Origin of the sequence: Bifidobacterium phasiani, assembly GCF_019331775.1 — a bacterium.
Taxonomy (GTDB): domain Bacteria; phylum Actinomycetota; class Actinomycetes; order Actinomycetales; family Bifidobacteriaceae; genus Bifidobacterium; species Bifidobacterium phasiani.
The window spans coordinates 1-23,205 of record NZ_JAHBBD010000026.1 but is presented as its reverse complement, the minus strand read 5'-3'; the positions used below and the strand labels follow the sequence as shown (position 1 = coordinate 23,205).

Here is a 23,205-nt window from a genome sequence, read left to right as displayed (position 1 = left end):
CATACGATGAGCACCGCAACCACGACCCCGTCGGGCCAGCCCCTGGGCCTGAGCCACCGCCCCAGCCCCGGCGAGGCGATGTTCGAGGCGCTGCGCGCCGAGGACCGCCCCGCGTTCATCGGCTACCTGCCGTACGGATTCCCCACGCCCGAGGTCTCGCTCGACGCGCTGCGCACGATGGTCGGGCACGGCGTCGACGCCGTGGAGATCGGCCTGCCCTACACCGACCCGGTGATGGACGGCCCGGTGATCCAGGCGGCCTCGCAGATCGCGCTGGACCACGGCGAACGCATCGCCGGCGTATTCCGGGCGGTCGAGACCGTGGCCAACGCCGGCGGCCTGCCGCTGATCATGAGCTACTGGAACCTGATCTACCACTACGGCGTCGAGCGCTTCGCCCGCGACTTCGAGAACGCCGGCGGCGCCGGGCTGATCACCCCCGATCTGATCCCGGACGAGGCCGGCGAGTGGATCGAGGCCTCGGACCGCCACGGCCTGGACCGCATCTTCCTGGTCTCGCCCGATTCCAGCGACGAGCGCCTGGCCAACGCGGCGCGCAACGCCCGCGGCTTCATCTACGCGGCCTCGCGCATGGGCGTGACGGGCGAACGCGACACGCTCTCGTCCTCGCCGGAGGAGCTGGTGGCGCGCACCCGCCGGGCCGGGGCGACGAACGTGTGCGTCGGCATCGGCGTGTCGACCCCCGAGCAGGGGGCGACCGTCGGACGGTACGCCGACGGCGTCATCGTCGGGTCCGCGCTGGTGCACACGATGCTGGACGACACCGGCCGGGCCGCCCGCGCCGCCGACGAGGGCCTGGCCGCGCTGGCGGCGAGGACCGAGGCGCTGGCCGACGGCATCCGCAACGCGCGCCGATGACCGCATGCCGCGCGTGCGCGCCGGACGCCCCGGCGCGCACGCGGTATCCGCAATGCACTACCATCAGGAACCATGACTTTCGCTAGCATTCCTTCGCCGCCGGTCTCGACGTTCGAGCTGGGGCCGTTGACCATTCATGTCTATGCGCTGTGCATTCTGGCCGGCGTGTTCGTCGCCGTGGCGATCGCGAACGTGCGGTGGCGGCGTGTGGGCGGGGATTTCGACCAGATCCTGGACATCGCGGTCGTCTCGGTGCTGGCCGGGATCGTGGGCGCGCGGCTGTACCACGTGGTCACCACGCCGGAGCGGTTCTTCGGCCCGGACGGCGATCCGGCGGAGATCGTGCGGGTCTGGAACGGCGGCCTGGGCATCTGGGGCGGGATCTTGTTCGGCGTGCTGGCCGCGTGGGCGTGGTGCCGGCGCAAGGGCTATCCGATGGCGCTGCTGGCGGACGCGGTCGCGCCGGCGCTGCTGGTGGCCCAGGCGGTCGGCCGGTTGGGCAACTGGTTCAACCGGGAGCTGTACGGCGCGGCTACGACGCTGCCGTGGGGTCTGGACGTGGATGGTTCGGGCACGCTGTACCATCCGACGTTCCTGTACGAGATGGTCTGGAACCTGGCGGGCGCGGCGCTGATCGTGTGGGTCGGGCGGCGGGCCGGGAGGGTGTTGAAGGCGGGTTCGTTGCTGGCGGTGTACGTGATGTGGTATACGGCGGGGCGCACGTGGATCGAGGCGTTGCGCATCGACTACGCGCACACGTTCCTGGGGGTGCGCGTCAATGTGTGGGTCTCGATGGCGGTGTTCGTGTGCGGGGTGGCCGCGTTCGTGGCCGTCCAGCGGCTCGGCTCGCGCACCGGGGACCTCGTCGGGCGCCTGCGCGCCGTCACCGAACGGGAGGAGCGCCTCCGGGACGGCGCATCGGGCCACGAGACCGACGCGCCGGCCGCCGGCGCCGCCGACACGTCCGCCGCCGTTGACGCTGTTGACGGCGAAGGGGCCCGCGGCGGGGCCGACGCTTCCGGAACCCCCGACGTCCGCACGCCGGACGCACCCGCCGCGGAATCGTGACGCCGCATCGACGCCCGGTGAAACGCGCGGGAAACAGCACCGCATAGTCGCAAACAGTCGATAGAGTAGGAACCATGAGCATTCAAATCGCACCCAGCATCCTGTCCGCGGACTTCTGCAACCTCGAACGCGACCTCAAGGCGATCGCGAACGCCGACCTCGTCCACGTCGACGTGATGGACCACCACTTCGTCCCCAACCTGACCCTCGGCGAGCCGATCGTCAAGCGCATCTGCGAGGTCACCGACCTGCCGGTCGACGTGCACCTGATGATCGAGGACCCGGACCGTTGGGCCCCGGAGTACGCCAGGCTCGGCGCGGCCTCCGTCAGCTTCCACATGGGCGCCACCCACGCCCCGGTGCGCCTGGCCCGCCAGCTGCGCGAGATGGGCTGCAGGGCCTGCTTCGCCGTGCGCCCGGCCGAGCCGGTCGAGCCGATCTTCGACATCCTCGACGAGTTCGACATGATCCTGATCATGACCGTGGAGCCCGGCTTCGGCGGCCAGAAGTTCCTCGGCAACCAGATGGGCAAGGTCCGCCGCCTGCGCGACGAGATCACCCGTCGCGGCCTGGACGTGCGCATCCAGGTCGACGGCGGCGTCAGCCCGAAGACCGCGCACATCGTGGCCGAGGCCGGCGCCGACGTGCTCGTGGCCGGATCCGCCGTGTACGGCGCGCAGGACCCCGCCGCCGCCATCGACGCGATCCGCGACGAGGCCGCCGCCGCGTTCCGCGCCTGACGTTCCCCATCCGCCTGACCGAGAGAGGTCGTTGACCATATATGAAAACGTTTGAATCGCTGTTCGCCGAACTGAGCGAGAAGGCCGCCGCGCGTCCGGAGGGCTCCCTGACCGTGCAGGAGCTCGACAAGGGCACGCACTTCATCGGCAAGAAGATCGTCGAGGAGGCGGGGGAGACCTGGATCGCCGCCGAGTACGAGGGCGCGGACCGCACCGCGGAGGAGATGAGCCAGCTCATCTACCACCTGCAGGTGATGATGATCGACCGCGGCATCACGCTCGAGGACGTCTACAGGCACCTGTGATCCCAAGCACCCCACAACCGTGACCGGAGGAGGAGTCATGTTGAGAATCGCCGTGCCCAACAAGGGCATGCTGTCCGAACCCGCGTGGAACATGCTCGCGGAGGCCGGCTACCGGCTGCGCGGCAACCCGCGCCAGCTGGTCGTCGAGGACCCCGACAACGGCATCGAGCTGTTCTACCTGCGCCCGCTGGACATCGCGGTGTACGTGGGCCGCGGCACGATCGACGTCGGCATCACCGGCCGCGACCTGCTGCTGAACTCGGGCACCGAGGCGGTCGAACACATGCAGCTCGGCTTCGGCGCCTCGACCTTCCGCTTCGCGGCGCCCAACGACTCCCCGATCCGCGAGCTGGCCGACATCGACGGCAGGCGCGTCGCCAGCTCGTACGACAAGCTCGTCTCCGACTACCTGACCGAGCGCGGCATCCACGCCGACATCATCCACCTGGACGGGGCCGTGGAGTCCTCGGTGCAGCTCGGCGTCGCCGATCTGATCGCCGACGTCGTCTCGACCGGCACCACGCTGCGCAACGCGGGCCTGCGCGTGTTCGGCGAGCCGATCCTGCAGTCGGAGGCCATCCTGATCCGCTCGCCGCGCCTGCAGCCCGACGACGAGCGCCTGGTCGTGCTCGGCCGGCGCCTGCAGGGCGTGCTCACCGCGCAGCGCTACGTGCTGATGGACTTCGACATCCCCGTCGAGAAGGTCTCGGCGGCCGTCGCCATCACGCCGGGCTTCGAGAGCCCGACCGTCTCCCCGCTGCACGACAAGCAGTGGGCCGCGGTGCGCGTGATGGTGCCGAAGGCGCAGGTCAACCAGCTGATGGACCGCCTGTACGCGGTCGGTGCCCGAGCGATCATCGTCACCGCCCTGCAGGCCTCGAGAATGTAAGCGGAACGGCAGGCATGAGCGAACACACCAGCGAACGCATCGGCGAGACGGAATACAGCCCGGAGGCGCGCGACCTCATCTTCACGATCCCCAACATCATCAGCATGCTGCGCATCGTGTCGATACCGATCATCTCGGTGTTCATCTCCAGGCGGGAGATGGCCGTCGCGCTGATCATCCTGGCCGTCTCCGCATGCTCGGACGGCCTCGACGGCATCATCGCGCGCCGGTTCAACCAGGTCAGCAAGATCGGGCAGATCCTCGACCCGATCGCCGACCGCCTGCTGATCTTCTGCAGCATCCTGGCGCTCGGCGTGGCCGGCATCATCCCGTGGTGGATGCTCATCATCGTGGGGCTGCGCGACCTGCTGATGGCGGTGCTGATCCTGGTGCTCGCGCAGCACGACTACGGGCCGCTGCCGGTGCACTTCGTCGGCAAGGCCGGCACCGCCATGCTGATGATGTCGATCGTGGCGCTGATCTTCGCCGACATCTGGTCCAACCCCGCCACGCACCTGCTGCACCTGGCGGCCATCGCGGCCGGCATCTGGGGCATCGGGCTGTACTGGCTGGCCGGGATCATCTACTATCGCCAGGGCCTGGAACTGCTCCGGCAGGATCGGTGAGGCCCCATGCCGCTCGAAGACTCGCCCATCTCCTTCCCGGTGCCCGACGAGAACGCGCCGGTGAAGCGCCGGGCGGTGTTCTCGGCGCAGATCGCCGGACTGGCCTCCCACCACCCCACGTCGGCGGCCGAGGCGGGGGGCGCGCGCCCGCGGCGCCGACGGAACGACGACGATTCCCTGCGGCTGATCGACGACCTGGTCAACCGGCCGATGGACCCGCTGTTCTCGGACTCGCGGCTGGTGCCGCATTCCACGTCGGCCGTGTCGGTGTGGACGACGCGCGTCATCGTCTTCGTGATCTGCGTGGCCGTGGGCTTCTTCGGCTGCCTGTTCGTGCAGCAGCTGCACACCGACCCGCGCCGCGAGGTGCGCCGGAGCCTGGCCTCGGACCTGGAGAGCCAGACCACGCGCTTCGACGAGCTGACCGGGCAGATCAACGACCTGCGCTCCCAGGTCGACGAGCAGTCCCGCAACCTGGCCAACGTGTACCAGAGCGAGACGCAGACGCAGGACGACATGGCCAACGGGGTGCTGCCGGTCGAGGGGGAGGGGATCACGCTGACGCTGGCCAACCCGATCGCGGCCGACGAATCCACGTCGGGCGCCTCGAGCGGCGAGCAGATCCGCGTGGTCACCGACGCCGACCTGCAGCAGTGGGTGTCGCTGCTGTGGCAGTCCGGCGCCGAGGCGATCTCGATCAACGGATACCGTCTGGGTGTGCAGACCTCGATCCGCACCGCCGGGCAGACCATCCTGATCGGCGTGAACTCGATCGAAAGCCCCTACGTCATCGAGGCGATCGGAGACAGGGACGCGCTGGCCTCCGCCGTGAGCCCGGACAGCCAGCCGGCGCTGTACGAATCCTATGCCGAATCGGGCATCCACCCCCAGGTCTCCGAATCGAACTCGATTAGACTGGAGGCGGCCGTGACCGGCGACCTGTCGTATGCGAAAAGGAGCGAAGAATAATGGCAGCGGTTCTGGGACTGATCATCGGTGTCGTCATCGGCATCTTCGTCCAGCCCGACATCCCCGTCTTCATGCAGCCGTACCTGCCCATCATGGTGGTCGCGGCGCTCGACGCCCTGCTCGGCGCCGCGCGCGCGTACTTCCAGCGCAGCTTCTCCGACAAGGTGTTCGTCATCTCGTTCTTCTCGAACGTCATCACCGCCACGCTGCTGGTGCTGCTGGGCAACCAGCTCGGCGTCGGCTCCCAGCTGCAGACGGCCGTCATCGTCGTGCTCGGCATCCGCATCTTCTCCAACGTGTCGGCCATCCGCCGGTTCATCTTCCGGGGGTGAGCCATGGCGCCGCATCGCAAGAGCACCAGACCGGACGTCCTGAGCCGCATGCACGACCAGCATGCCCAGGACAGGAAGAACGACCGCGTCGAGACCGGCTCGTTCCCGGTCGTCGGCAGGAAGCCCCGCAGGAACCGCTCGCTGGACTCCAACCGGAGCCGCGCGCGCCTGATCACGAACATCTTCGTGCTCGTGCTGTGCGCCCTGCTGGGCTACGGCTACGTCATCCAGATCAACAACACGCGCTCGACCTACGAGACGATGAGCGAGGAGGAGCTGACCCGGCTGATCTCGGAGACCAGCAACCAGGTCCAGCTGCTGGAGGAGCGCCGCAACGAGCTCGAGGACCAGCTCACCTCGCTGCAGGAGGCCGCCAACACGCAGGAGGAGGCGCAGCGCATCGCCCGGCAGAACGAGGAGACCAGCGGCATCCTGTCCGGCAGGCTGCCCGCGGTCGGCAAGGGCGTGGTCATCCAGATCTCGCAGGGCCGGATCGCGACCGTCGACGCGGCGACGATGTTCAGCCTGATCGAGGAGCTGCGCAACGCCGGCGCCGAGGTCATCGCGATCAACGACGTCCGCGTCGTGACGCGGACCTACATCAGCGACACGGACGAGGGCCTGGTCTGCGACGGCACGCCGCTGCAGACGCCCTATGTCGTCAAGGCGATCGGCGACCCGCAGAACCTGCAGAACGCGGTGAGCATCGCCGGCGGCATCGGCTCGCGGCTCGAGGTGCGGTACGGCGCGACGGTCGACGTGACGACCTCCGACAGCGTCGAAATCGACGAGATCGCCGAGAGTCCGCAATATACCTATGCAAGGACGGTACAATAGCGCTTATGACTGATCCGATTCCGAGCGCGGGCGAAACGACCATCATCGGCCTGCCCGCCATCACCATTCCCGTCACCTCGACCGGCGACCGTCCCCTCACGCAGGAGGACCTGGATACCATCGCGCGCCTGTCCGAGGGGACGGCGCTGCTGATTTCCACCAGGGGAGCGGTATCCGGCTCCCGCTACCTGCTCGACGAGGACGAGGTCACGGTCGGGCGCGACTCGCGCGCCGACATCCTGCTCGACGACTCGACGGTGTCGCGCGCGCACGCGGTGTTCCGCCGCTCGAACGGCGAGTTCACCGTGATCGACTCGGGCAGCCTGAACGGCACCTACGTCAACCGCCAGCGCGTCGACCAGGCGCGGCTGAAGAACGGCGACGAGATCATGATCGGCAAGTTCCGTCTGGTGTTCTTCACCAAATCCGCCGTCATCGTCTGAGTGACGCGGACCGGGCGGAATCGGAGCGGACGCGGCGGCGGACACCGCCGCATCCGTGCGAGCGAGCTAGGGGAGTAGGGAAGATGAGCGAGAAGAACGATGGCGCCGCGCTCCGCCTGCATGTCCCGCTGAAGGAGCGCGCCGACCTGTCGGCGGACGACGCCGTGCAGGGGGAGCTGTTCGCCGTCGACGACGCCGAGAACGCCACGCGCGGCTACCGCGGCACCGTGGCGTCCAAAGTGGCGGGCATCACCTACCGGCAGCTGGACTACTGGGCGCGCAAGCAGATCGTCGAGCCGTCGATCACGCCGTCGCACGGGTCCGGCTCGCGGCGCCTGTACTCGTTCAAGGACGTCGTCATCCTCGCCGTCTCGAAGCGCCTGCTGGACGCGGGCGTGAACCTGCAGAACGTCACCGCGGCGATCGGGTTTCTCTCGCAGCGAACGGTCGACCAGCTCGCCGACGTGACGATCATGTGCGACGGGCAGCACGTGCACGAGTGCACGACCAGCGACCAGATGCTCGATCTGCTGCGCAGCGGCAAGGCCGTGTTCGGCGTGTCCGTCGGCTCGCTGTGGCATCAGATCGAGGAGGCCCTGGAGCACGAGGACTACGTGGACCTGACGGCCTCGCCGCGCACGGTGACGTCCGGACGGCCGATCGACGAACTGACCGCCATGCGCATGCGCAGGAAGCTCGAGGCGCAGCGCGAGGCGCGTCGTACCGCATGATGATGCCGATGCGAGGAGTGTGCCATGCTTGATGTGCTGCCTGTGGTGTTCTGGGCCGTCGCCGCCGTGTGGGCGCTGGCGGTGTGCGCGATCTGCGTGGTCCGGGGCAGGCTGTTCACGCCCGGACGGCCCCATGTGGACCTGGTGAGCTGGTATGTGATCGCCGCGCAGTTCGTGTCGGTGATTCTCGCCATGGTGCCGTTCGTGGTCTACAAGGTCAACGACGAGGCGATCAGCCCCGGCATGCGCGAGTTCTACACGGGCGTCGCGTGGCCGGCCGGCATCGCGCTGATCGTGCTGGTCGCGCTGGAGCTGGTGCTCATGTACATCCAGGCGCGGCGCGCGACCAGGACCGAGATGGACGAGGCGCTGAACGCTCACGCCGAATAGCTTGCGCAATGGTCGCGCCGCAGCGACATGACCCGTGTGCGAGCTTAGGAGCAACCGGGGCCTTGATGCGCGGGTGGTCGACCCGGATCGTTTCTGATGCCAAATGTACGTCGGGGGATGTTCCGACATATCTAATCTGACATAACGTACATTATCGGTTCTTATGGATATCGAGAAAGCGCAGCGATGACGGGCGCATGTTGCCGGCGACCTGCGACACGCCGATCGACATGACACGATGCGCACAATGTGCATGTGGCTGCGTCATGTTGTATCGCACTGCTTGTATTGCACTGCGTCGTGTTGTGCTGCACTGCGCCGCACGCACATTGTGCCGCGCGCGTTGCGGACGGGAACGACGGCTCGGTACGTGCCGCCGTGACGTACGACGGATGCGACCTTGTGCTTGTGCTCGCGACGACGACGCAGACTGTGTCATCTGCGGGCCGCGGCATCATCGCGCCGCGACGCTGAAAACCGTCGCATACGGCGGTCCGCCGGCGTCGTCGGCGCCACCGGACGGCAACATGATACAGGGGCCGCACCATCGCCTGCGACGGTGCGGCCCCAGTATCCGCGCACAACCGCGCTGCGTCCGTCAGGCGGCGAAGTACCGCTCGACGGCGTCGGCGAGCTGGTCGACGCGCTCGACGATCTCGTGGGCGCCGTGCTCCTCCATCTCGCCGTTCTCGGCGTAGCCCCACCGGCAGCCGATCGTGTCGACGCCGCAGGCCCGGGCGCCGTCGATGTCGGTCCAGCGGTCGCCGACCATCACGGCCCGGTCGCCGGCTGCGGGGTCGAACCCGATGCTCTCGAAGCAGTATCGGATCACCTGGTCCTTGTCGATGCGCGAATTGTCGCGGCTGGCGCCGTACAGCCCGTCGACCATCCGATCGATGTGGAAGTGCTCGCAGATCGGCCGGGCCTGGTATTCGGGCTTGCAGGTGGCGATGGCCAGATGGTACCCGCGCTCGCGCAGGCGGCGCAGCTGCTCGGGGATGCCCTCGTACACGGTGTTGACCAGGCGGCCGGGCACCTTCCGCCCGGGGTTGTTCGGGTCTTCGAACACGGCCTGGTTGGCGTAGTAGTCGCGGTAGATGTCGATGCCCTGCTGGAGCTTGTCCTCCGGGACGTGGTTGCGTCGCAGCGACTCGATGATGGCCGGGCCGATGAAGCGCTGCAGCTCCGCATCGTCCGGCACCGGCAGGCCCATGCCCTCGAACGCCTTGACGACGCAGGCGATGATGCCGGGATCGGATTGGGTGAGGGTGCCGTCGAGGTCGAGCAGGACGACGCGCATCGGATGGTTCATATGGTGTGCACTCCCCTATGGTCGGTGATCGGTCGCGGACGGGAGCCCGCCCACAACCAGTATGCCCGGTCGTGGTGACCGGGCATACCGATTGAGCCGAAGTTCGTCGAAAGTTTACTCGTAGTCGGGGATCCAGCCGTCCCGGTGCATCTGCAGACGCTTCTCCAGCAGCGCCTGCAGCTCGTCCATGCTGCGGCGCTCCAGCAGCATGTCCCAGTGGGTTCGGGTCGGCTTGGTGATCTCGTTGGCCTCGGCGTTCTCGTCGCCCTCGCGGTGCGCCACGGCGCCGCAGCGGCACTCCCACTCGTCGGGCACCTCGGCGCCCTCGGCGAACGGCAGGATCGTGCGGTGGCCCTTCGGGCACACGTACGCCACGTCGTTCCTGGCGGCGAAGTCCACGTGCTCGTCGGACTCAAGGGACTTCGCGCCGATGCTCATACCGCGCAGACTGCGTTCTGCCATGTGATCTGTGCCTCCTTGGAAATGGTTGCTTCCACGCTACAAAACAGCTCGGACGAGGGAAATATTCCCGCGCCCGGGCTGCACCGGACCCGGCTATTCGACCCCCGTGTAGGCCACGACGCCACGGTTCACGCGGTCCGCGGCCTGCCGGGCGGCCTCGGCCAGGCCGGCGTGCCCCCCGCCCAGATACGGTTCGGCCGCCGCGACCTGCTGGAGCACGTCCGCCAGGCGCTTGACGTTGCGCACGAAGTCGCCGCCGGTCAGGTCGGTGCCGTGCAGGACGCGCGACAGCGGCTCGCCCTCGGCCCACCCGTGGACGATGTCGGCGATGCCGAAGTCCAGGCGGCGCAGCTCGTCCAGCCCGGCGTCCTCGCACATCACGTCGAGCCGGCCGAACACGCGGCGCAGCCCGTCGGCGGCCGTCGCGACGGCGCCGCCCGGCCCGCCGGGATAGTACCGGGGCTCTCCCCCGCCGCCGCGGCGCGCCTCGTAGACCAGCGCCGACATCACCGAGGCCAGCTGCGACGGCGTCAGCCCGTCGAACACGCCCTCGCGGATCGCCTGGGCGAGCACGATGTCCTGCTCGCTGTACAGCCGCCGCAGCAGCTGGCCGGCCTCTGTGAGCAGATAGTCGTCCCCGTTCCCGGCGGCGCACGGCTCCAGATACCCCAGCTGCCGCAGGATGCCGCAGATGCGGTCGAACTGCCGCGCGACCGAACCGGTGCGCGACTCGTAGCGATGCCGCACGCGTTCCAGCTCGCGGCGTTCGCGCGCCCAGCGGTGGCCCCACTTCAGGTGCGTCTGCAGGTCCGGGCACGCGCGGCAGGGGTGGCGCTGCTCCTCGGCGCGCAGCCGCGCGATGCGCCGGTCCAGGTCGCGGAACGCCTGCGAGCGTTCCCGCTGCGAGGCGAACGCACGCTGCTTGAGCCGCCGCCGTTCGGTGCGCTCCAGGTCGGTCAGGCGCATGCGCAGCTCCATGAACCCGGCGAAGTCGCCGTGCTCGCAGGCGAAGGCGCGCTCGTAGCCGCGCAGCGCCTGCTCGAGCGTCTCCATCCGGGCCTCGAGCTGCCAGGCCGACTCGTTCGCCTCCCACTGCGCGTAGGAATGGTCGAGCGTGGTGCGCGCGGTGGCCACGTCGCTGGAGTTGAGCAGATTCACCGCCATGTTGAACGTCGGCCGGAAGCTGGAGTGCAGCGGGTACACGCGCTTGCTGGACAGCGCGGCGGCCGTCGCGGGCACGAAGCCGGGGTGGTCGACCACCACCGCGTGGCCGATCGTGTCGATGCCGCGCCGCCCGGCGCGTCCGGTGAGCTGGGTGAACTCCCCCGGCGTGAGCCCCACGTGGCCGGTGCCGTCGAACTTCTCCAGCTTCTCGACCACCACGCTGCGCGCCGGCATGTTGATGCCGAGCGCCAGCGTCTCGGTGGCGAACACCACCTTGACCAGACCCTCCTCGAACAGACGTTCGACGATCTGCCGGAACAGCGCGATCATGCCGGCGTGGTGCGAGGCGAAGCCCTCCTCCAGCGCGAAGCGGAACCGGGAGAACTGCAGCGCCTTGAGATCCTCCCTGCTGAGCTGGCCCTCGACCATGTCGTCGACGATGCGCCGGATGCGCCGCGCCTCGGCCTCGGTGGTCAGCTCGAGGCCGGCGTCGATGCACTGCTCGACGGCCTGGTCGCAGCCGTTGCGCGAGAAGATGAAGTAGATGCCGGGCAGCAGTCCGAGGAAGTCCAGCTCGTCGATCACCGCCCAGCGCCGCGGCGTGTGCCGCTGCGGCTTGGCGTCGTGGCCGCGCCGCGCCCTGACCGCCTTGCCGCCCCGTCGCGCCGCGTCCCGTCCGCCGGAGCGGCGCGCGGCCCGCCGGTCGAGCTGGTCCAGCCGGTTGACCAGTCCGGCGTTGAGCGCGTCGGAGCCGCCGCGGTACAGGTCGAACAGCTCCGGTTCGGTGCGTTCGTCGGCCTGGAGCATCACATGCTGCTCCAGCGGCACCGGGCGGTGCTCGCTGACGACCAGCCGGGTCTCGCCGCGCACCGACGCGATCCAGCGCGAGAAGTCCTCGACGTTCGACACCGTGGCCGACAGCCCGACGATGCGCACCTCCGGAGGCAGGTGGATGATCACCTCCTCCCAGACCGGGCCGCGGAACCGGTCCGCCAGGTAGTGGACCTCGTCGAGGATGACGTAGCGCAGCGCCTCCAGCGTGGTGGAGTGCTCGTACAGCATGTTGCGCAGCACCTCGGTGGTCATCACCACGATGTCCGCCTCGGAGTTCAGCGACGTGTCGCCGGTCAGCAGGCCCACGCGGTCGGCGCCGTAGACCTCCGCCAGGTCGTGGTACTTCTGGTTGCTCAGCGCCTTGATCGGCGTGGTGTAAAACGCCTTGACGTTGCGGCGCTGCGCGAGGAAGACCGCGAAGTCGGCCACGACGGTCTTGCCCGCGCCGGTCGGTGCGGCGACCAGCACGTTGCTGCCGGCCTCCAGCGCGTCGTTCGCCTCGAGCTGGAAGTCGTCGAGCTCGAAGGGCTGCATCGCGGAGAACCGCGCCGCCTCCGAGTCCCGGCGGCGCCGGGACTCGCGGAAGCGCGCGTAGCGCTGCGCGGGCGACGGCTCGCCGGACGTGCGGCTCTCGCCGCGGGTGGTCTTGCTTCGATGGCGACGTGGCATAACGGCACACCTATCCCATGCCGGACGGCATGTATCGTACGGGTAACGTAACGGTCTTCGGTATCGCGGTCGGCACGGCCGGGCTAGCCGTTGAACCGCCTCCAGCGGGCCCAGGCCTCGACGTGCCTGGCGCGCCTGGCCTCGCGGCGGCGCACGACGTCGGCGTGGGCGTCGGCGTAGCGGTCAGCGGCGGCCTGCAGCGGCTGGGTGAACGACGGCGGCTCGTCGACGGCGGCGGCCTCGGAGGGCCGGCCCATCGCGGCCAGGCATTCGCCGATCCGCGCGCCGGTGTCCGAGACCTTGCGGAACCCGTGCCACAGACGCAGCGCGGCATAGGCCAGGCCGGCCACCAGCATGACCAGCATGAACGCGGCCAGCACCACCCAGATCCACCAGGGCATGACGACTCCTCTCAGTCCTGCCGCTCGTCCCCGTCGCCCTGCGGCGCGACGACGCTCAGCTCGCGGCGGGCGCGCGCGACGATCATCGTGCGCAGCGTCTCCGGGGCGACCGCGACGATGTGGCGCGCGTGCGAGATGCAGAACGCGACGAACCAGGAGTCCGACGAGACGGTGACATGCACCTTCTCGCCGGCGCCGCAGCTCTCCACGGTGGCGCCGGACAGCGACTTGATGAACGGCAGGTGCGGCTGGTCGGTGATGAACACCGCGGGCGTGCCGTTGTCGAAGTTCCACTTGCGCAGCTCGCTGACCGGCACGTCGGGGATGTCGACCTTGCGCACCGGCTCGACGAGCTCGGCGTGCTCGATGCGCGACAGGCGCAGCGTCTGCCAGATGCGCGGCTCGCCGGTCGCCTTGTTGATCGTCATGTCCTTCTTGACCAGCGACTGCTTGTCCGCCGGCGCGGCGTCGGACACGTCGGTCCACACGGCCGCGTAGTACTTGCCCTCGTCGACGAAGATCTTCGCCGGGGCGACCAGTTTGCGCCGGGTCAGGCCCGCGCCGTCGGTGTACTCCATGTCCAGCAGGCTGTCGGTGGAGATGGCGCGCTTGACCACCGAGAAGCTGCGCGGCTCGACCTCGTAGCCGGTCAGGCTCAGCCAGGGGGTCTCCCCCGGCTCGACGTGCTGGCGCAGGCGGCGGTACAGCGAATCCGCCTTGGCGCGCTGCTCGTCCGGCAGCAGCGGCGAATGCGCCAGATAGTTCACCGAGGCGGTGAGCATGCTCAGGTACTGCGGCGAGATGCCGGCGAGCCGCTCCAGACCCAGCGAGTTCGTCGCCGAGACGATGCCCTCGGAGTCCAGCAGCGGCCAGTCGATGTCGAAAAACTGGCTGCCGGCCATCTCGCCGTCGTCGGACACGGTGGTCAGCGTGTTGATGTCCTTGTGGATGATCGCCACGTACTTCTTGAGCTCGTCCTCGTTGCGCGCGCGGCCGATGAAGCGTTCCGCCAGCTCGGCCAGCGAGAACTCCTCGCCCAGGTGCGCCGACAGGAACAGCATCAGGCGCAGACGGCGGTCGACCTCGCTGCCGGTCTGGAACGAGGACCCCTTCTTCTGGTGGGCGCGCACGTCCTCGGGGTCGTCCTCGTCGTCGGACTCGCGGCTGATCGAGGGCGAGACCACGGTGGCGCTCGCCGGGCCGGCCGACTCGTCGGCCAGCTGGAACCCCATCGCGGCGTTGAGCCGGCGGTGGAAGGCGTCGACGGCCTCCTGCGGGCTGACGATCGAGGCGCCCGGGTGCTCGAGCACGAACATCGCCAGGTCGTCGGAATCGGTGTACGCGACGTTGAGATGCTCGCCGTCCACGTCGACCGTGGCCGCGAACCGGCGCGAATCGATGACCTTGACCAGCGCGTCGGGAATCGTCTGCGTGCCCAGGCCCGGGGCGATCGAATCCAGCCCCAGCCCGGGGGTCGGCGTCTGCGGCACGCGCGGCGCGGTGCGCGAGGCATGCTGCTGCACCTGCTGGGAGGGCGCCGACGAGGTCGACATCGAGCGCGCCAGGTAGTTCGCCGCGGCCAGCACCGGCAGGTCCTCCTGGGCGAAGCGCAGGCGCACGCGCGGCTCGTCGCCCAGCTGCAGGCGGTATGAGGCGAAGTCCTGCCCCTCCGACTTCGAGGAGTACTCCGGCTGGCGCGATTCGATGGCGATGCCCATCGCCGCGAGCTTGGCGCGGTCGCGCTGGAACTGCTTGGCGAACGCCGCCTTGGCCGCCTGGTCGGCCAGCTCGCCGTACGAATCGGCGTACGCCTTGACGCGCTGCGCGATCTGCCGGGAGGTCAGCCACTGCGGAAACGCGGAGGACAGCACGGCCAACACGTCGAGTTCATGCTTGCCCCACTTATCGGAAAACCGGCGCCTACCGTTCGTTCCCTCTGCCATTCGTCCTCACGTATCGTTAGAGTTTCCAGTGAGTGTGCATATGTTCGTCATGCACGCCTTTCTCTATCTTAGGGTATTTTGTCCTTGGCGTGTGCATTTTTGCAAAAACGCGTCGCCATTTCTTCGTCGGCATAGCGTCTCAGAACATCCAGTCGTCGGGCTCGATGCCCTGCGGGCCGACGTATTCGCCGTTCGGCACGTAGCTGGGCCGGCCGTTGTCCTCGAGCACGGCGTCGGCGAACATCACGACGTTCTGGCCGAAGGTCCAGTCGCCGCGGACCGTGACCGAATTCGCCGCGGCCAGCGAGGGCACCGAGTACGGGAAGCGCTCGTTGAAGTCGTTGATGTTCTTGTAGTACCGTGGGTCGAGGTCGACGTTCGGGAAGATGTAGTTGCCGTCCTCCATCTCGTAGGAATCCGTGAGATGGAAGCGGTCGGAGCGCATGATGAACAGGTCGTTCGTCGTCTTCACCGGCAGGAAGCGCATGCGGTCCACCTGCACGCAGATGGCGCCCTCGAACAGGCTGATCGCCGCGCCCATCGCCGTCTCGAGCTGCACGACCCGCTCGGTGTCCGGGTCGGTGGGGTCCACGGTCTTGAAGTTGCGGATCACCGGCAGCGGCAGCACGCCGCCGTACTCGGCGAGCTTGGCCTTCAGCGCGTCGACGCGCACCCAGATGCTGTTGGTGTTGAAGTACGGGTGCTTGCCGATGTCCTGGGCCTCGGCCCTGTCGTCGGGGTGGACCTGGCTCATCTCGCGCAGCAGCAGCCGGCCGGTGGCCCGGTCGCGCACGATGTGCCCGCCCTTGCGGTCCGCGTAGGTGCGGGTGGCCACCTCGACCATGAACGGGGCGCCGGTGTTCTCGAAATGCTGCGCCAGCGTGCGCGACGGGCGCGCGCCGAGGTTGTCGGAGTTCGAGATGAACAGGTACCTGAAGCCGCGCTCCTCGAGCCGGTCCAGCAGGCCGGACTCCCAGATCGTGGAGAACAGGTCGCCGTGGCCCGGCGGGCACCACTCGAGCTCCGGGTTGTCGGGGAAGGACACCGGCTCGCCGGTCTCCGCCACGATCTTGGGCTCGACGTGCTGGATGATCTCGACCGGGACGCCGTCCTGCGAGAACCGGCGGTTGGCCTGGATCACCTTCATCGTGTCGTGCGAGGTGCGGAACGAGTTCATCAGCGTCAGCGGCAGCTCGACGCCCAGACGGGTGCGCGCCGTGATGACCTGGCCGAGGATGATGTCGATGAACCGCATCTGCTTGGCCTTGTGGCGGCGCACCGGCAGCAGCGACTTCGCGCACTCCAGGCCCATCGAGGTGCCCAGGCCGCCGTTGAGCTTGAGGAACGCGGTCCTGGCGAACGCGTCCACGGCCTTGTCGTGGTCGATGGTGCGGTACACGTCGTGGAAGCTCGGCACCCCGGTCAGCGGCTCCACGTCCTCCTCGCGGATCCAGCTGGTGGCCTCCTCCCCCCGCCACACGTCGTACAGCCGCTTGAACTGGGCGATGGCGGTGTCGCTCATCCCCTGAGCCTTCATCTTCTGCGCTGAATGCTCGAACACGTCGTTCACGTTCCTCACCTTTCGTAAGTAACACCCTTCACGGAATCGACAAGACACCAGTCTAGCGGCGATCGCCCGCGCACGGGGGTACGCAGGCGCGCGGCTGGTGAATAATCCGTGAAGGCCTGACGCGTCGGCGGCGGGTCAGTGCACGACGGGCGCCGGCGCGTCGTCGACCGGCGCCGACAGCCGCTCGACGGCGTCGAGGATGCGGGACATCTCGCGTCCCTTCACCTCGCGCAGCCAGTAGTCGTCGACGAGGATGCGCGCGTCCTCCGCGTCCCTCGGTGAGCGCCCCAGCTTCTCCAGCATCGAGACGTGCGCCAGGTAGTACCGCTCCTCGTCGTCGTTCATGTCGGCCGGCATCCGCGTGCCGCCGTACGCCCAGGCGAGCTTGGGGTCGTCGTAGGACAGGGCGATGAAGATCGTCGCGATCTTGCCGGTCAGCTCGAGGACCAGGTCGGTCATCGGCAGCCCGAGCATCCGCGTGCGGTTGGCGAGCACCGTGTGGATGTCGAACACCGCGTCGTACTGGAGGCGGCAGTCCGCCTCGATGCTGTCCTCGAGGATGAGGAACGTCGAGGGGGCGACGCCGGCGAACCGGCAGATCTCATGGAACAGCGCCTTGATGCGCAGGGTCTTGTCCGCGTCGTCCAGCTCGTTCCAGTTCAGGGTGTTGCCCGAGCCGTCGCCCGGCATCGCCAGGATGCGCGCGCAGGTCGCGTAGTGCTCGTCGAACTGCCGGCGCTCCCAGTCGTCCTGCGGCTCGAGCCGGTACGTCTCGTTCATCCACACGCCCGGCTGCAGGGCGATGCCGCGGTCCGCGCAGCGCTCGACGCGCTCGCGGAAGAGCCGGCGCTCGCGCCGCCACCGCCGCCACACGTAGCGGAACGGCATGTCCGGCGTGTACCAGGCCAGGAACGCCAGGTGCGCGCGGATGCCGAACCACAGCAGCGCGAGCACGATCCACGCCGCGGTGGCCGGCCACCCCCCGCCCAGGACCACGCCGGTCGCCGTCTGGCCGAGCAGCAGGCACAGCGCCTGCAGCGAGGTCGCGATCGCGTGGTCGCCCGCCTCCTCGAGGTACAGGTACCCGCCGAGGCCGCAGGCCAGCGCCGTCGCGGTGACCATCCACATATCCGAGGTGTCGAGCGAGAGCGGGGTGATGAGCGGCGAGGTCAGCGAGACCCGGTACAGGGCGATCAGCGCCGCGACCAGCAGCGCGTACTGGCCCACCAGGATGGCGAAGAACAGGATCGTCGGGTCGATGCGGCCCCACCGTGCGAGCCGTTCCCGCAACGTCATGCGTCGTCCGAAGTGCCGCCTCACCGTCATCGCCTCCCCTGCCTGCCGTCGGTTCGTGCACGTGCGTCACACACCATGCTAAGTGCTTAAGGACCATGCTAAGGCAACGGCGTGGACTCGGCGGTGATTGCCGTGAACCGTCCCGAGCCGATGTCGAGGTGCAGCATCGAGCCGTCCCCGATCGGCGCGCCGGTGCGGAGGGTCGACATGGTGTCGCAGAACCACAGGTCCCCGCCGTGCCGCGTCACCGTGCGCACGGGGGTGTGTCCGACCACCTGGACGATGCCGGGCGCGGGGTCGGCGACGAGCTCGCCGCGGTCCGCCCACACCGGGCTGATGCCGGTGCGGTGGCCGCCGTAGCGGGCCGTCCCCACGCGCTCGGCGAAGGCCATCGGCCGGGCCGCGAACCCTTCGTCCAGCCAGGCGGCGATCGAGGGCGCGTCCGCCGGCGCGGGCGTGCCCGGCACCCGGGCCGACCACCGGATCCACCCGGCGGTGAGCCCGGCATGGGTGCACAGCAGGGGGACGCCGCCGGGCAGCGTCAGACCGAAGGCGATGCGCGGGTCCAGGGCGCGCAGCAGGTCGTGGACGGCGCGGTGCGCGCCCGGCAGATAGCCGGGGCTGCAGGCCCGCATGCGGTGCGCCTCCGGCGAGTCCTGCGGCATCATGTAGATGAGGTCGTGGTTGCCCGGCAGCACGTGCACGGTGACGCCGGCGGCGCGCCATGCGTCGATCGCCTCCGCCAGCGCGGCGAACGCGGCCGTCTCCTCCGGCGCGGTCATCCACCAGTCGTTGAGCAGATCGCCGAGCAGCACCAGCGTGTCGGCGCCGGTGCTGCTCGAGCCGCCGCTCGACGACCGGACGCACCGAGGCCGCCTTGTCATGGATGTCGCCGCAGAACGGTATGCCCGTCATCGTTGCTCGTTTCCTTATCGCCGCTTTCGGTTTGCCGTGCGATCGCCGCGGCCGCGGCGCGTGTCGCGTCCGTCACGCCCGTGGTGGCCGTCACGCGTGTGGTGCGTCCTGTCCGTGATGTCCGCCGCATTCATCGCGTCCGTGGCGTGCGTGGCGGCAGGCACGCCGTCGTGCTGTGCCCGGCCCAGTTCCCCCTATGGTACCGCGTGACTGTCAGCGTCGGTTTTGGTTGATAAACAGGGTCGCGTGTGCGTTTTACCCGACGCTGGGCCCGTCCCAGTGTCGGTTCCGTAGCACCGCAGGCGCCGCTTCTGCGCGGTTGCCGACGCTGGTATTGATGCGGCGATGGCGCGTGAACGCGTCGGAAACGAGAAAGGGGCGGAACCCGATGGGTTCCGCCCCTAGTCCGGTCGGGCCGGCGGGACTTGAACCCGCGACCCCTTGCTATAACGGGTGGTTTTTGCGCTGTTTTGCACTGTCATGCGTCAACCACCTTTTTGGCTATTTTTCAACGTTTTGAAGCCATCCTAGCTTTGCGTACGGACACGCTGTTAGGCGCTGTTGAGAGTAGCAATGTACCCGATTTGTACCCGATTTCGTACGCGGACACGTTCAGTGCGCCGCGCCTATTGAGGCAGTTATCGTGTGCCCTGGCATTTCTCCTCCGTCCTGTATCCGCGATAGTGGTGCTATTGCAGTGCCTTCACCTGATCGAGGAGATCCTCGTAGGTGACGGCCTGTTCGTAGCGGACGTCGTCCGCCAACTGCAGATCGTTGAAGAGGCGTTTGGCGCATGCGATCTTGCTGGCTTCCACGGTGCGCAGTTCCAGCGAGCTCATGTCGCCTTTGGTTTCGGCGACAAAGAAGATGTGCTTCAAACCACTGTCCTCACGGAAGGCGACCGCCCAGTCGGGCGCGTAGTTGCCGACCGGCGTGGGGATTTGGAAGCCGCGCGGCAGCTTGGCGTAGACCGCGACTTCGGAAGCGGCTTCGAGCCCTCGGGTGAATTGCGCCTCCACACCCTTCCGGGGATCTCCGTCGGGGAACACCCAGTCCTGCACGCATTTGCTGACCCGGATGGCGTCGGTCTCGTCGCGCCCGCCCGCGTTGACGAAGATGGTGGAATCGTATTCGCCTTGGATCCGGTCGTAGCTGATGTGGTCCACGATCATCGCGGCCTTCTGCTCGATGATCAGACGGCTGACCTTGGCGATGAACTGCTCCGGGTTGTCCCGGAACATGCGGAACTTGTCCGGCCGGATACCCTTGAGGATCCTCGCGGCGCAACGCCGGGTGATGGTCGCGGCCTGGGCGATCTCGCCGAGCAGGTCGTATTTGACGCCGTTGGTCGCGTCGATGTCGAGGTCGCGCGTGTAGCTGCCGTTCGTCTCGCGCTTGAAGTGCTGGCCCACGGCCAGATCCGCACGGAACGCCTCCCGGCGTTGGATGCCCTTGGTGACGGTGTACGAGAGCTTGGCCACCACGAGCTTGGAATCAATCTCCCTGACCGCGTTCCTGACCAGTTCGTCGTCGTTGAAGTGCACGGTGTACGCGTACTTGTGGTTGATGCGCTTCCAGAGCTCCTGGAACTCCTTCTTCTGGAAATTGGCGTTCAGGTCGTTGCGGCCGATCTTCCGTTTGAGCGCGTTGCCGACGATCACGCCGGTGACGTTCTCCAGCACCGACTTCAAGACGATCTCGACAGCCGGGATCTTGTCCTGCAACGGTGCGGGCAATGCGGCCACGAATTCCCCGTCCAGCCCTTGTTCGGCGAACTTATCGGTGAGTTTGCCGCTCTCGTCGATAAAGTCGTGCTTGTAGAGCCGCAGGTACACGGTGTTGGATTCCTCCGGCGTGAACGTGACCGGATCGACGCCCTCGTATCCGGGGCCGAGCTGTTCGGCCGGGATGCTGACCTTGCTGAGGAACGCGTTGTCGATCCTGACCGGACGGTCGCGCAGTTCGCTCCTGATGTCCTTCTGCAGGGCTTCGGCGAACTTCTCGTAACTCTCCGAGGCGATCACGGTCAGCAGGTTGACCTCCTGCACGGCGCCCTCGCCAAGCACGTTCAGGTCCTGGCGTACACCGTCCTTGTTGACACACAGGCGCAGTCCGCGCCCGACCTCCTGGCGTTTGCTGATCTCGTTATCCGAGTGCTTGAGCGTGCAGATCTGGAACACGTTCGGGTTGTCCCAGCCCTCGCGCAGGGCGGAATGGCTGAAGATGAACCGGGTCGGCTCCTCGAAGCTCAACAGACGTTCCTTGTTCTTCAGGATCAGGTCGTAGGCGTTCACGTCGTCGCTCTCATCCGACCCACGCTTGAGCTTCGAGTCGATGGAACGACCGTGCTTGTCGATGCTGAAATACCCCTTGTGCACGCTGTGGCCCCACGTGGTGCGCAGCCAAGCGAGATAGCCATGGCCGTCGTCCAGCCGCCCCTGGAGGAACCATTGCACGCAGCGATCGTATTCCTCCTCGAAGATCCTCGCATACTCGCCGTCGACCTCGTTGCCCTCCTCGTCATACTGACGGTATTTGGCGACCTCGTCGATGAAGAACAGGCTCAGGCACTTGATGCCCCGAGCCCACAAGTGTTCCTCCTTCTGCAGATGCGAGAGGATCGTCTCGCGGATCTGGATGCGCCGCATGTCCGCCTCGGAACCATCGTTGAGCACCTGCCCCTTGCGCAGGGTCTCACCGTTCAGGAACCTCACATAGCCGAGCTGATCATCCTGATCGGGCACGATCCCATCCGGCGCGATGCGCCAACCGTCACGGTAGGCCTCCAGCCCTCCGGAAGCGGGATGCAAATCATCGTTCTCATTGAACGAGCCGACGGCGGTGGTCACGCCGCCGACGGCGGAGAGCTTCTTGTATTCGATGCGCGCGATCGGCGGCCTGTTCTTCGACACGATGATGTCCTGCAAGTACAGGTAGCCGTCGGTACCACGCATGTTATGCAGCTCGAAGCCCTTGACCTCGATGCGCTTGACCAACCGCTGGTTATAAGCGTCCAACGCATCCAACGAATACACGAGATCATGCTTTTCCCGGTGCGTGGCCGAATAATGCAACGCGAACAACGGGTTGAACTGGCGGATACCGTCCTGCGTGGCCTTGCCACCCATCTTCTGCGGCTCATCCAGAATCACGATCGGCCGCAGGGCGCTGATCACGTCGATAGGCCGGCGGGAGCCGAACTCATCACGCTCCGAGAAGATAATGCGCGACTCCTTGCTGCGCCCGCCCTCCTTCATCGACGCGTTGAACGCCTGCATATTGATGACCATCACACTGATATCCGACGACTGGGCGAACGAGTCCAACTCGTTGAGGTTCGACGAGTTGTACACGAACCAGTTGAGCTTTTTACCGTAGCCTTCGTTGCCATCACGGCCGGACGTGTAGAAATAATCGGCGGTCAACTCCAACGACTTGGCCACGCCCTCACGGATCGCGATGGACGGCACCACAATGATGAACTTGGTCCACCCATACCGGCGGTTCAGCTCGAACATCGTCTTCGTATACACGAACGTCTTGCCCGTGCCCGTTTCCATCTCCACATCCAGACTCACCGCACCCAACGGTTTGGCGAACAAATGCTTCGACGCCACCAGATCCTGCCGGTTCTGGATACCACGGATGTTCGCGAGTAGCTGTTCGGAGGTCAACTCCAAGTCCGCGTTGCGATAACCCGTGTCGTCATCCATCTCGGAAGCGTCGAACAGTTTCGCGCCACGGTTGGTCTGGTCCTGGCGGATGTCACGGCTGCGCACGCCCACATCGCGGATATAGTTCACACCCTCATGCCTGGGCTGGCCCTCGAACACGTCACATACCGCGTTCGCCGCGTCCGTCTGATACTGGTACTGCGAAAACTCGAACTTCATACCCAGCCCCTTTAGATGATACGGACCTGCGTCTGCCCCTCAAGTGCGTTCGCCGACTGCTTGAAGATCTCGGCGAAATTCGTGCGTGCAGCGCTATCCGGCAGACTCTTCTCCGCCACCACCACATACGACGGCTTCGGATCAAAGTCCGCCATGCCACGAATCAACGACTCGGGAATATCTGCATCGAAGCATGCCAGCAGCTGGCCATCGTTCACGCTGTACACCGTATAGCCATCGAACGGTTCACCCGACAAAGTTTCGATGCTGGACGTATACGGCAGCTGGAATGTCGGCAGACACTCGAACAGCAAATCAAGCGACGAACGTCCCTCTTTGGTGTTGTCCTCGTCGAGATCAAGAGCGCCTTGTGAGAACTCAGCCGGGGTCTTGCGCACATCCTCATAACTGGCTCTTCCGGTTTTCGTGTGTGTGATGGGAGAGCCGTGGGGCATCATGGTTGGTTGTGAAGAAGATAACCGAAGATGTCTCACGGCCTGTACGCGAGTTTAACAGGTTCGACGGGGATGCGTTGTT

General features: G+C 67.2%; 22 protein-coding genes. 12 read left to right on the top strand and 10 right to left on the bottom strand.

Annotation, left to right across the window (positions count from 1 at the left end):
- Positions 1 to 6: 6 nt before the first annotated feature.
- From trpA to KIH73_RS09310, 12 genes are all read left to right on the top strand, one after another.
- Complete coding sequence (gene trpA / locus KIH73_RS09365) at positions 7 to 879, top strand: tryptophan synthase subunit alpha (protein ID WP_219082862.1); 873 nt, start codon at positions 7 to 9, stop codon at positions 877 to 879.
- Between the two features lie 72 nt (positions 880 to 951).
- Positions 952 to 1,947, top strand: coding sequence for a prolipoprotein diacylglyceryl transferase (lgt, locus tag KIH73_RS09360; RefSeq protein ID WP_219082860.1), 996 nt, complete (start codon positions 952 to 954; stop codon positions 1,945 to 1,947).
- 74 nt (positions 1,948 to 2,021) lie between these two features.
- Complete coding sequence (gene rpe, locus KIH73_RS09355; protein WP_219082858.1) at positions 2,022 to 2,687, top strand: ribulose-phosphate 3-epimerase; 666 nt, start codon at positions 2,022 to 2,024, stop codon at positions 2,685 to 2,687.
- 41 nt (positions 2,688 to 2,728) lie between these two features.
- Positions 2,729 to 2,992, top strand: a complete 264-nt coding sequence (locus KIH73_RS09350; RefSeq protein ID WP_219082856.1) for a phosphoribosyl-ATP diphosphatase — start codon at positions 2,729 to 2,731, stop codon at positions 2,990 to 2,992.
- Positions 2,993 to 3,029: 37 nt separating this feature from the next.
- On the top strand, positions 3,030 to 3,881 hold the full coding sequence (hisG, locus tag KIH73_RS09345) for an ATP phosphoribosyltransferase (protein ID WP_219082854.1): 852 nt from the start codon (positions 3,030 to 3,032) through the stop codon (positions 3,879 to 3,881).
- Positions 3,882 to 3,895: 14 nt separating this feature from the next.
- Positions 3,896 to 4,507: a CDP-alcohol phosphatidyltransferase family protein gene (locus KIH73_RS09340; RefSeq protein WP_219082852.1), complete on the top strand. Its 612-nt coding sequence runs from the start codon at positions 3,896 to 3,898 to the stop codon at positions 4,505 to 4,507.
- 6 nt (positions 4,508 to 4,513) lie between these two features.
- Positions 4,514 to 5,476, top strand: a complete 963-nt coding sequence (locus tag KIH73_RS09335) for a DUF881 domain-containing protein (protein WP_219082850.1) — start codon at positions 4,514 to 4,516, stop codon at positions 5,474 to 5,476.
- Positions 5,476 to 5,808 (top strand): small basic family protein, encoded by a 333-nt coding sequence (locus KIH73_RS09330; RefSeq protein ID WP_219082848.1) that lies wholly within the window; start codon positions 5,476 to 5,478, stop codon positions 5,806 to 5,808. Before KIH73_RS09335 ends, KIH73_RS09330 begins: the two co-directional genes overlap by 1 nt.
- Before the next feature lie 3 nt (positions 5,809 to 5,811).
- On the top strand, positions 5,812 to 6,645 hold the full coding sequence (locus KIH73_RS09325) for a DUF881 domain-containing protein (RefSeq protein WP_219082846.1): 834 nt from the start codon (positions 5,812 to 5,814) through the stop codon (positions 6,643 to 6,645).
- 5 nt (positions 6,646 to 6,650) lie between these two features.
- Entirely contained in the window at positions 6,651 to 7,088 is a 438-nt protein-coding gene (locus KIH73_RS09320) for an FHA domain-containing protein (RefSeq protein WP_219082844.1), read from the top strand.
- A gap of 83 nt (positions 7,089 to 7,171) precedes the next feature.
- Positions 7,172 to 7,819 carry a MerR family transcriptional regulator gene (locus KIH73_RS09315; protein ID WP_219082842.1) on the top strand — a complete coding sequence of 216 codons (648 nt, stop codon included), beginning with the start codon at positions 7,172 to 7,174 and terminating at the stop codon, positions 7,817 to 7,819.
- Positions 7,820 to 7,843: 24 nt separating this feature from the next.
- Complete coding sequence (locus tag KIH73_RS09310) at positions 7,844 to 8,209, top strand: hypothetical protein (RefSeq protein WP_219082840.1); 366 nt, start codon at positions 7,844 to 7,846, stop codon at positions 8,207 to 8,209.
- Positions 8,210 to 8,807: 598 nt separating this feature from the next.
- On the opposite strand, the gene KIH73_RS09305 is transcribed toward KIH73_RS09310, so the two are convergent.
- The 10 genes from KIH73_RS09305 to KIH73_RS09260 all read right to left on the bottom strand — a co-directional run bounded on the left by KIH73_RS09305 (position 8,808) and on the right by KIH73_RS09260 (position 23,066).
- Entirely contained in the window at positions 8,808 to 9,521 is a 714-nt protein-coding gene (locus KIH73_RS09305; protein WP_219082838.1) for an HAD hydrolase-like protein, read from the bottom strand.
- A 114-nt stretch (positions 9,522 to 9,635) separates the two neighbouring features.
- Positions 9,636 to 9,983 carry an RNA polymerase-binding protein RbpA gene (locus tag KIH73_RS09300; protein WP_219082836.1) on the bottom strand — a complete coding sequence of 116 codons (348 nt, stop codon included), beginning with the start codon at positions 9,981 to 9,983 and terminating at the stop codon, positions 9,636 to 9,638.
- A 93-nt stretch (positions 9,984 to 10,076) separates the two neighbouring features.
- The gene (locus tag KIH73_RS09295) at positions 10,077 to 12,650 is read right to left on the bottom strand and encodes a DEAD/DEAH box helicase (RefSeq protein ID WP_219082834.1); all 2,574 of its coding nucleotides are present in this window, start codon (positions 12,648 to 12,650) and stop codon (positions 10,077 to 10,079) included.
- Positions 12,651 to 12,733: 83 nt separating this feature from the next.
- Positions 12,734 to 13,051 (bottom strand): hypothetical protein, encoded by a 318-nt coding sequence (locus tag KIH73_RS09290; RefSeq protein ID WP_219082832.1) that lies wholly within the window; start codon positions 13,049 to 13,051, stop codon positions 12,734 to 12,736.
- Between the two features lie 11 nt (positions 13,052 to 13,062).
- Positions 13,063 to 14,994, bottom strand: a complete 1,932-nt coding sequence (locus tag KIH73_RS09285) for a helix-turn-helix transcriptional regulator (RefSeq protein ID WP_219082830.1) — start codon at positions 14,992 to 14,994, stop codon at positions 13,063 to 13,065.
- Between the two features lie 139 nt (positions 14,995 to 15,133).
- A complete protein-coding gene (locus tag KIH73_RS09280; RefSeq protein ID WP_219082883.1) occupies positions 15,134 to 16,531 on the bottom strand; it encodes a UTP--glucose-1-phosphate uridylyltransferase in 1,398 nt (465 codons plus the stop codon).
- Between the two features lie 168 nt (positions 16,532 to 16,699).
- Positions 16,700 to 17,860, bottom strand: coding sequence for a hypothetical protein (locus KIH73_RS09275; protein ID WP_219082828.1), 1,161 nt, complete (start codon positions 17,858 to 17,860; stop codon positions 16,700 to 16,702).
- A gap of 98 nt (positions 17,861 to 17,958) precedes the next feature.
- Complete coding sequence (locus KIH73_RS09270) at positions 17,959 to 18,744, bottom strand: metallophosphoesterase (RefSeq protein ID WP_219082826.1); 786 nt, start codon at positions 18,742 to 18,744, stop codon at positions 17,959 to 17,961.
- Between the two features lie 720 nt (positions 18,745 to 19,464).
- A complete protein-coding gene (locus KIH73_RS09265) occupies positions 19,465 to 22,668 on the bottom strand; it encodes a type III restriction-modification system endonuclease (RefSeq protein WP_219082824.1) in 3,204 nt (1,067 codons plus the stop codon).
- 11 nt (positions 22,669 to 22,679) lie between these two features.
- Entirely contained in the window at positions 22,680 to 23,066 is a 387-nt protein-coding gene (locus KIH73_RS09260; RefSeq protein WP_219082822.1) for a hypothetical protein, read from the bottom strand.
- Positions 23,067 to 23,205 lie beyond the last annotated feature (139 nt).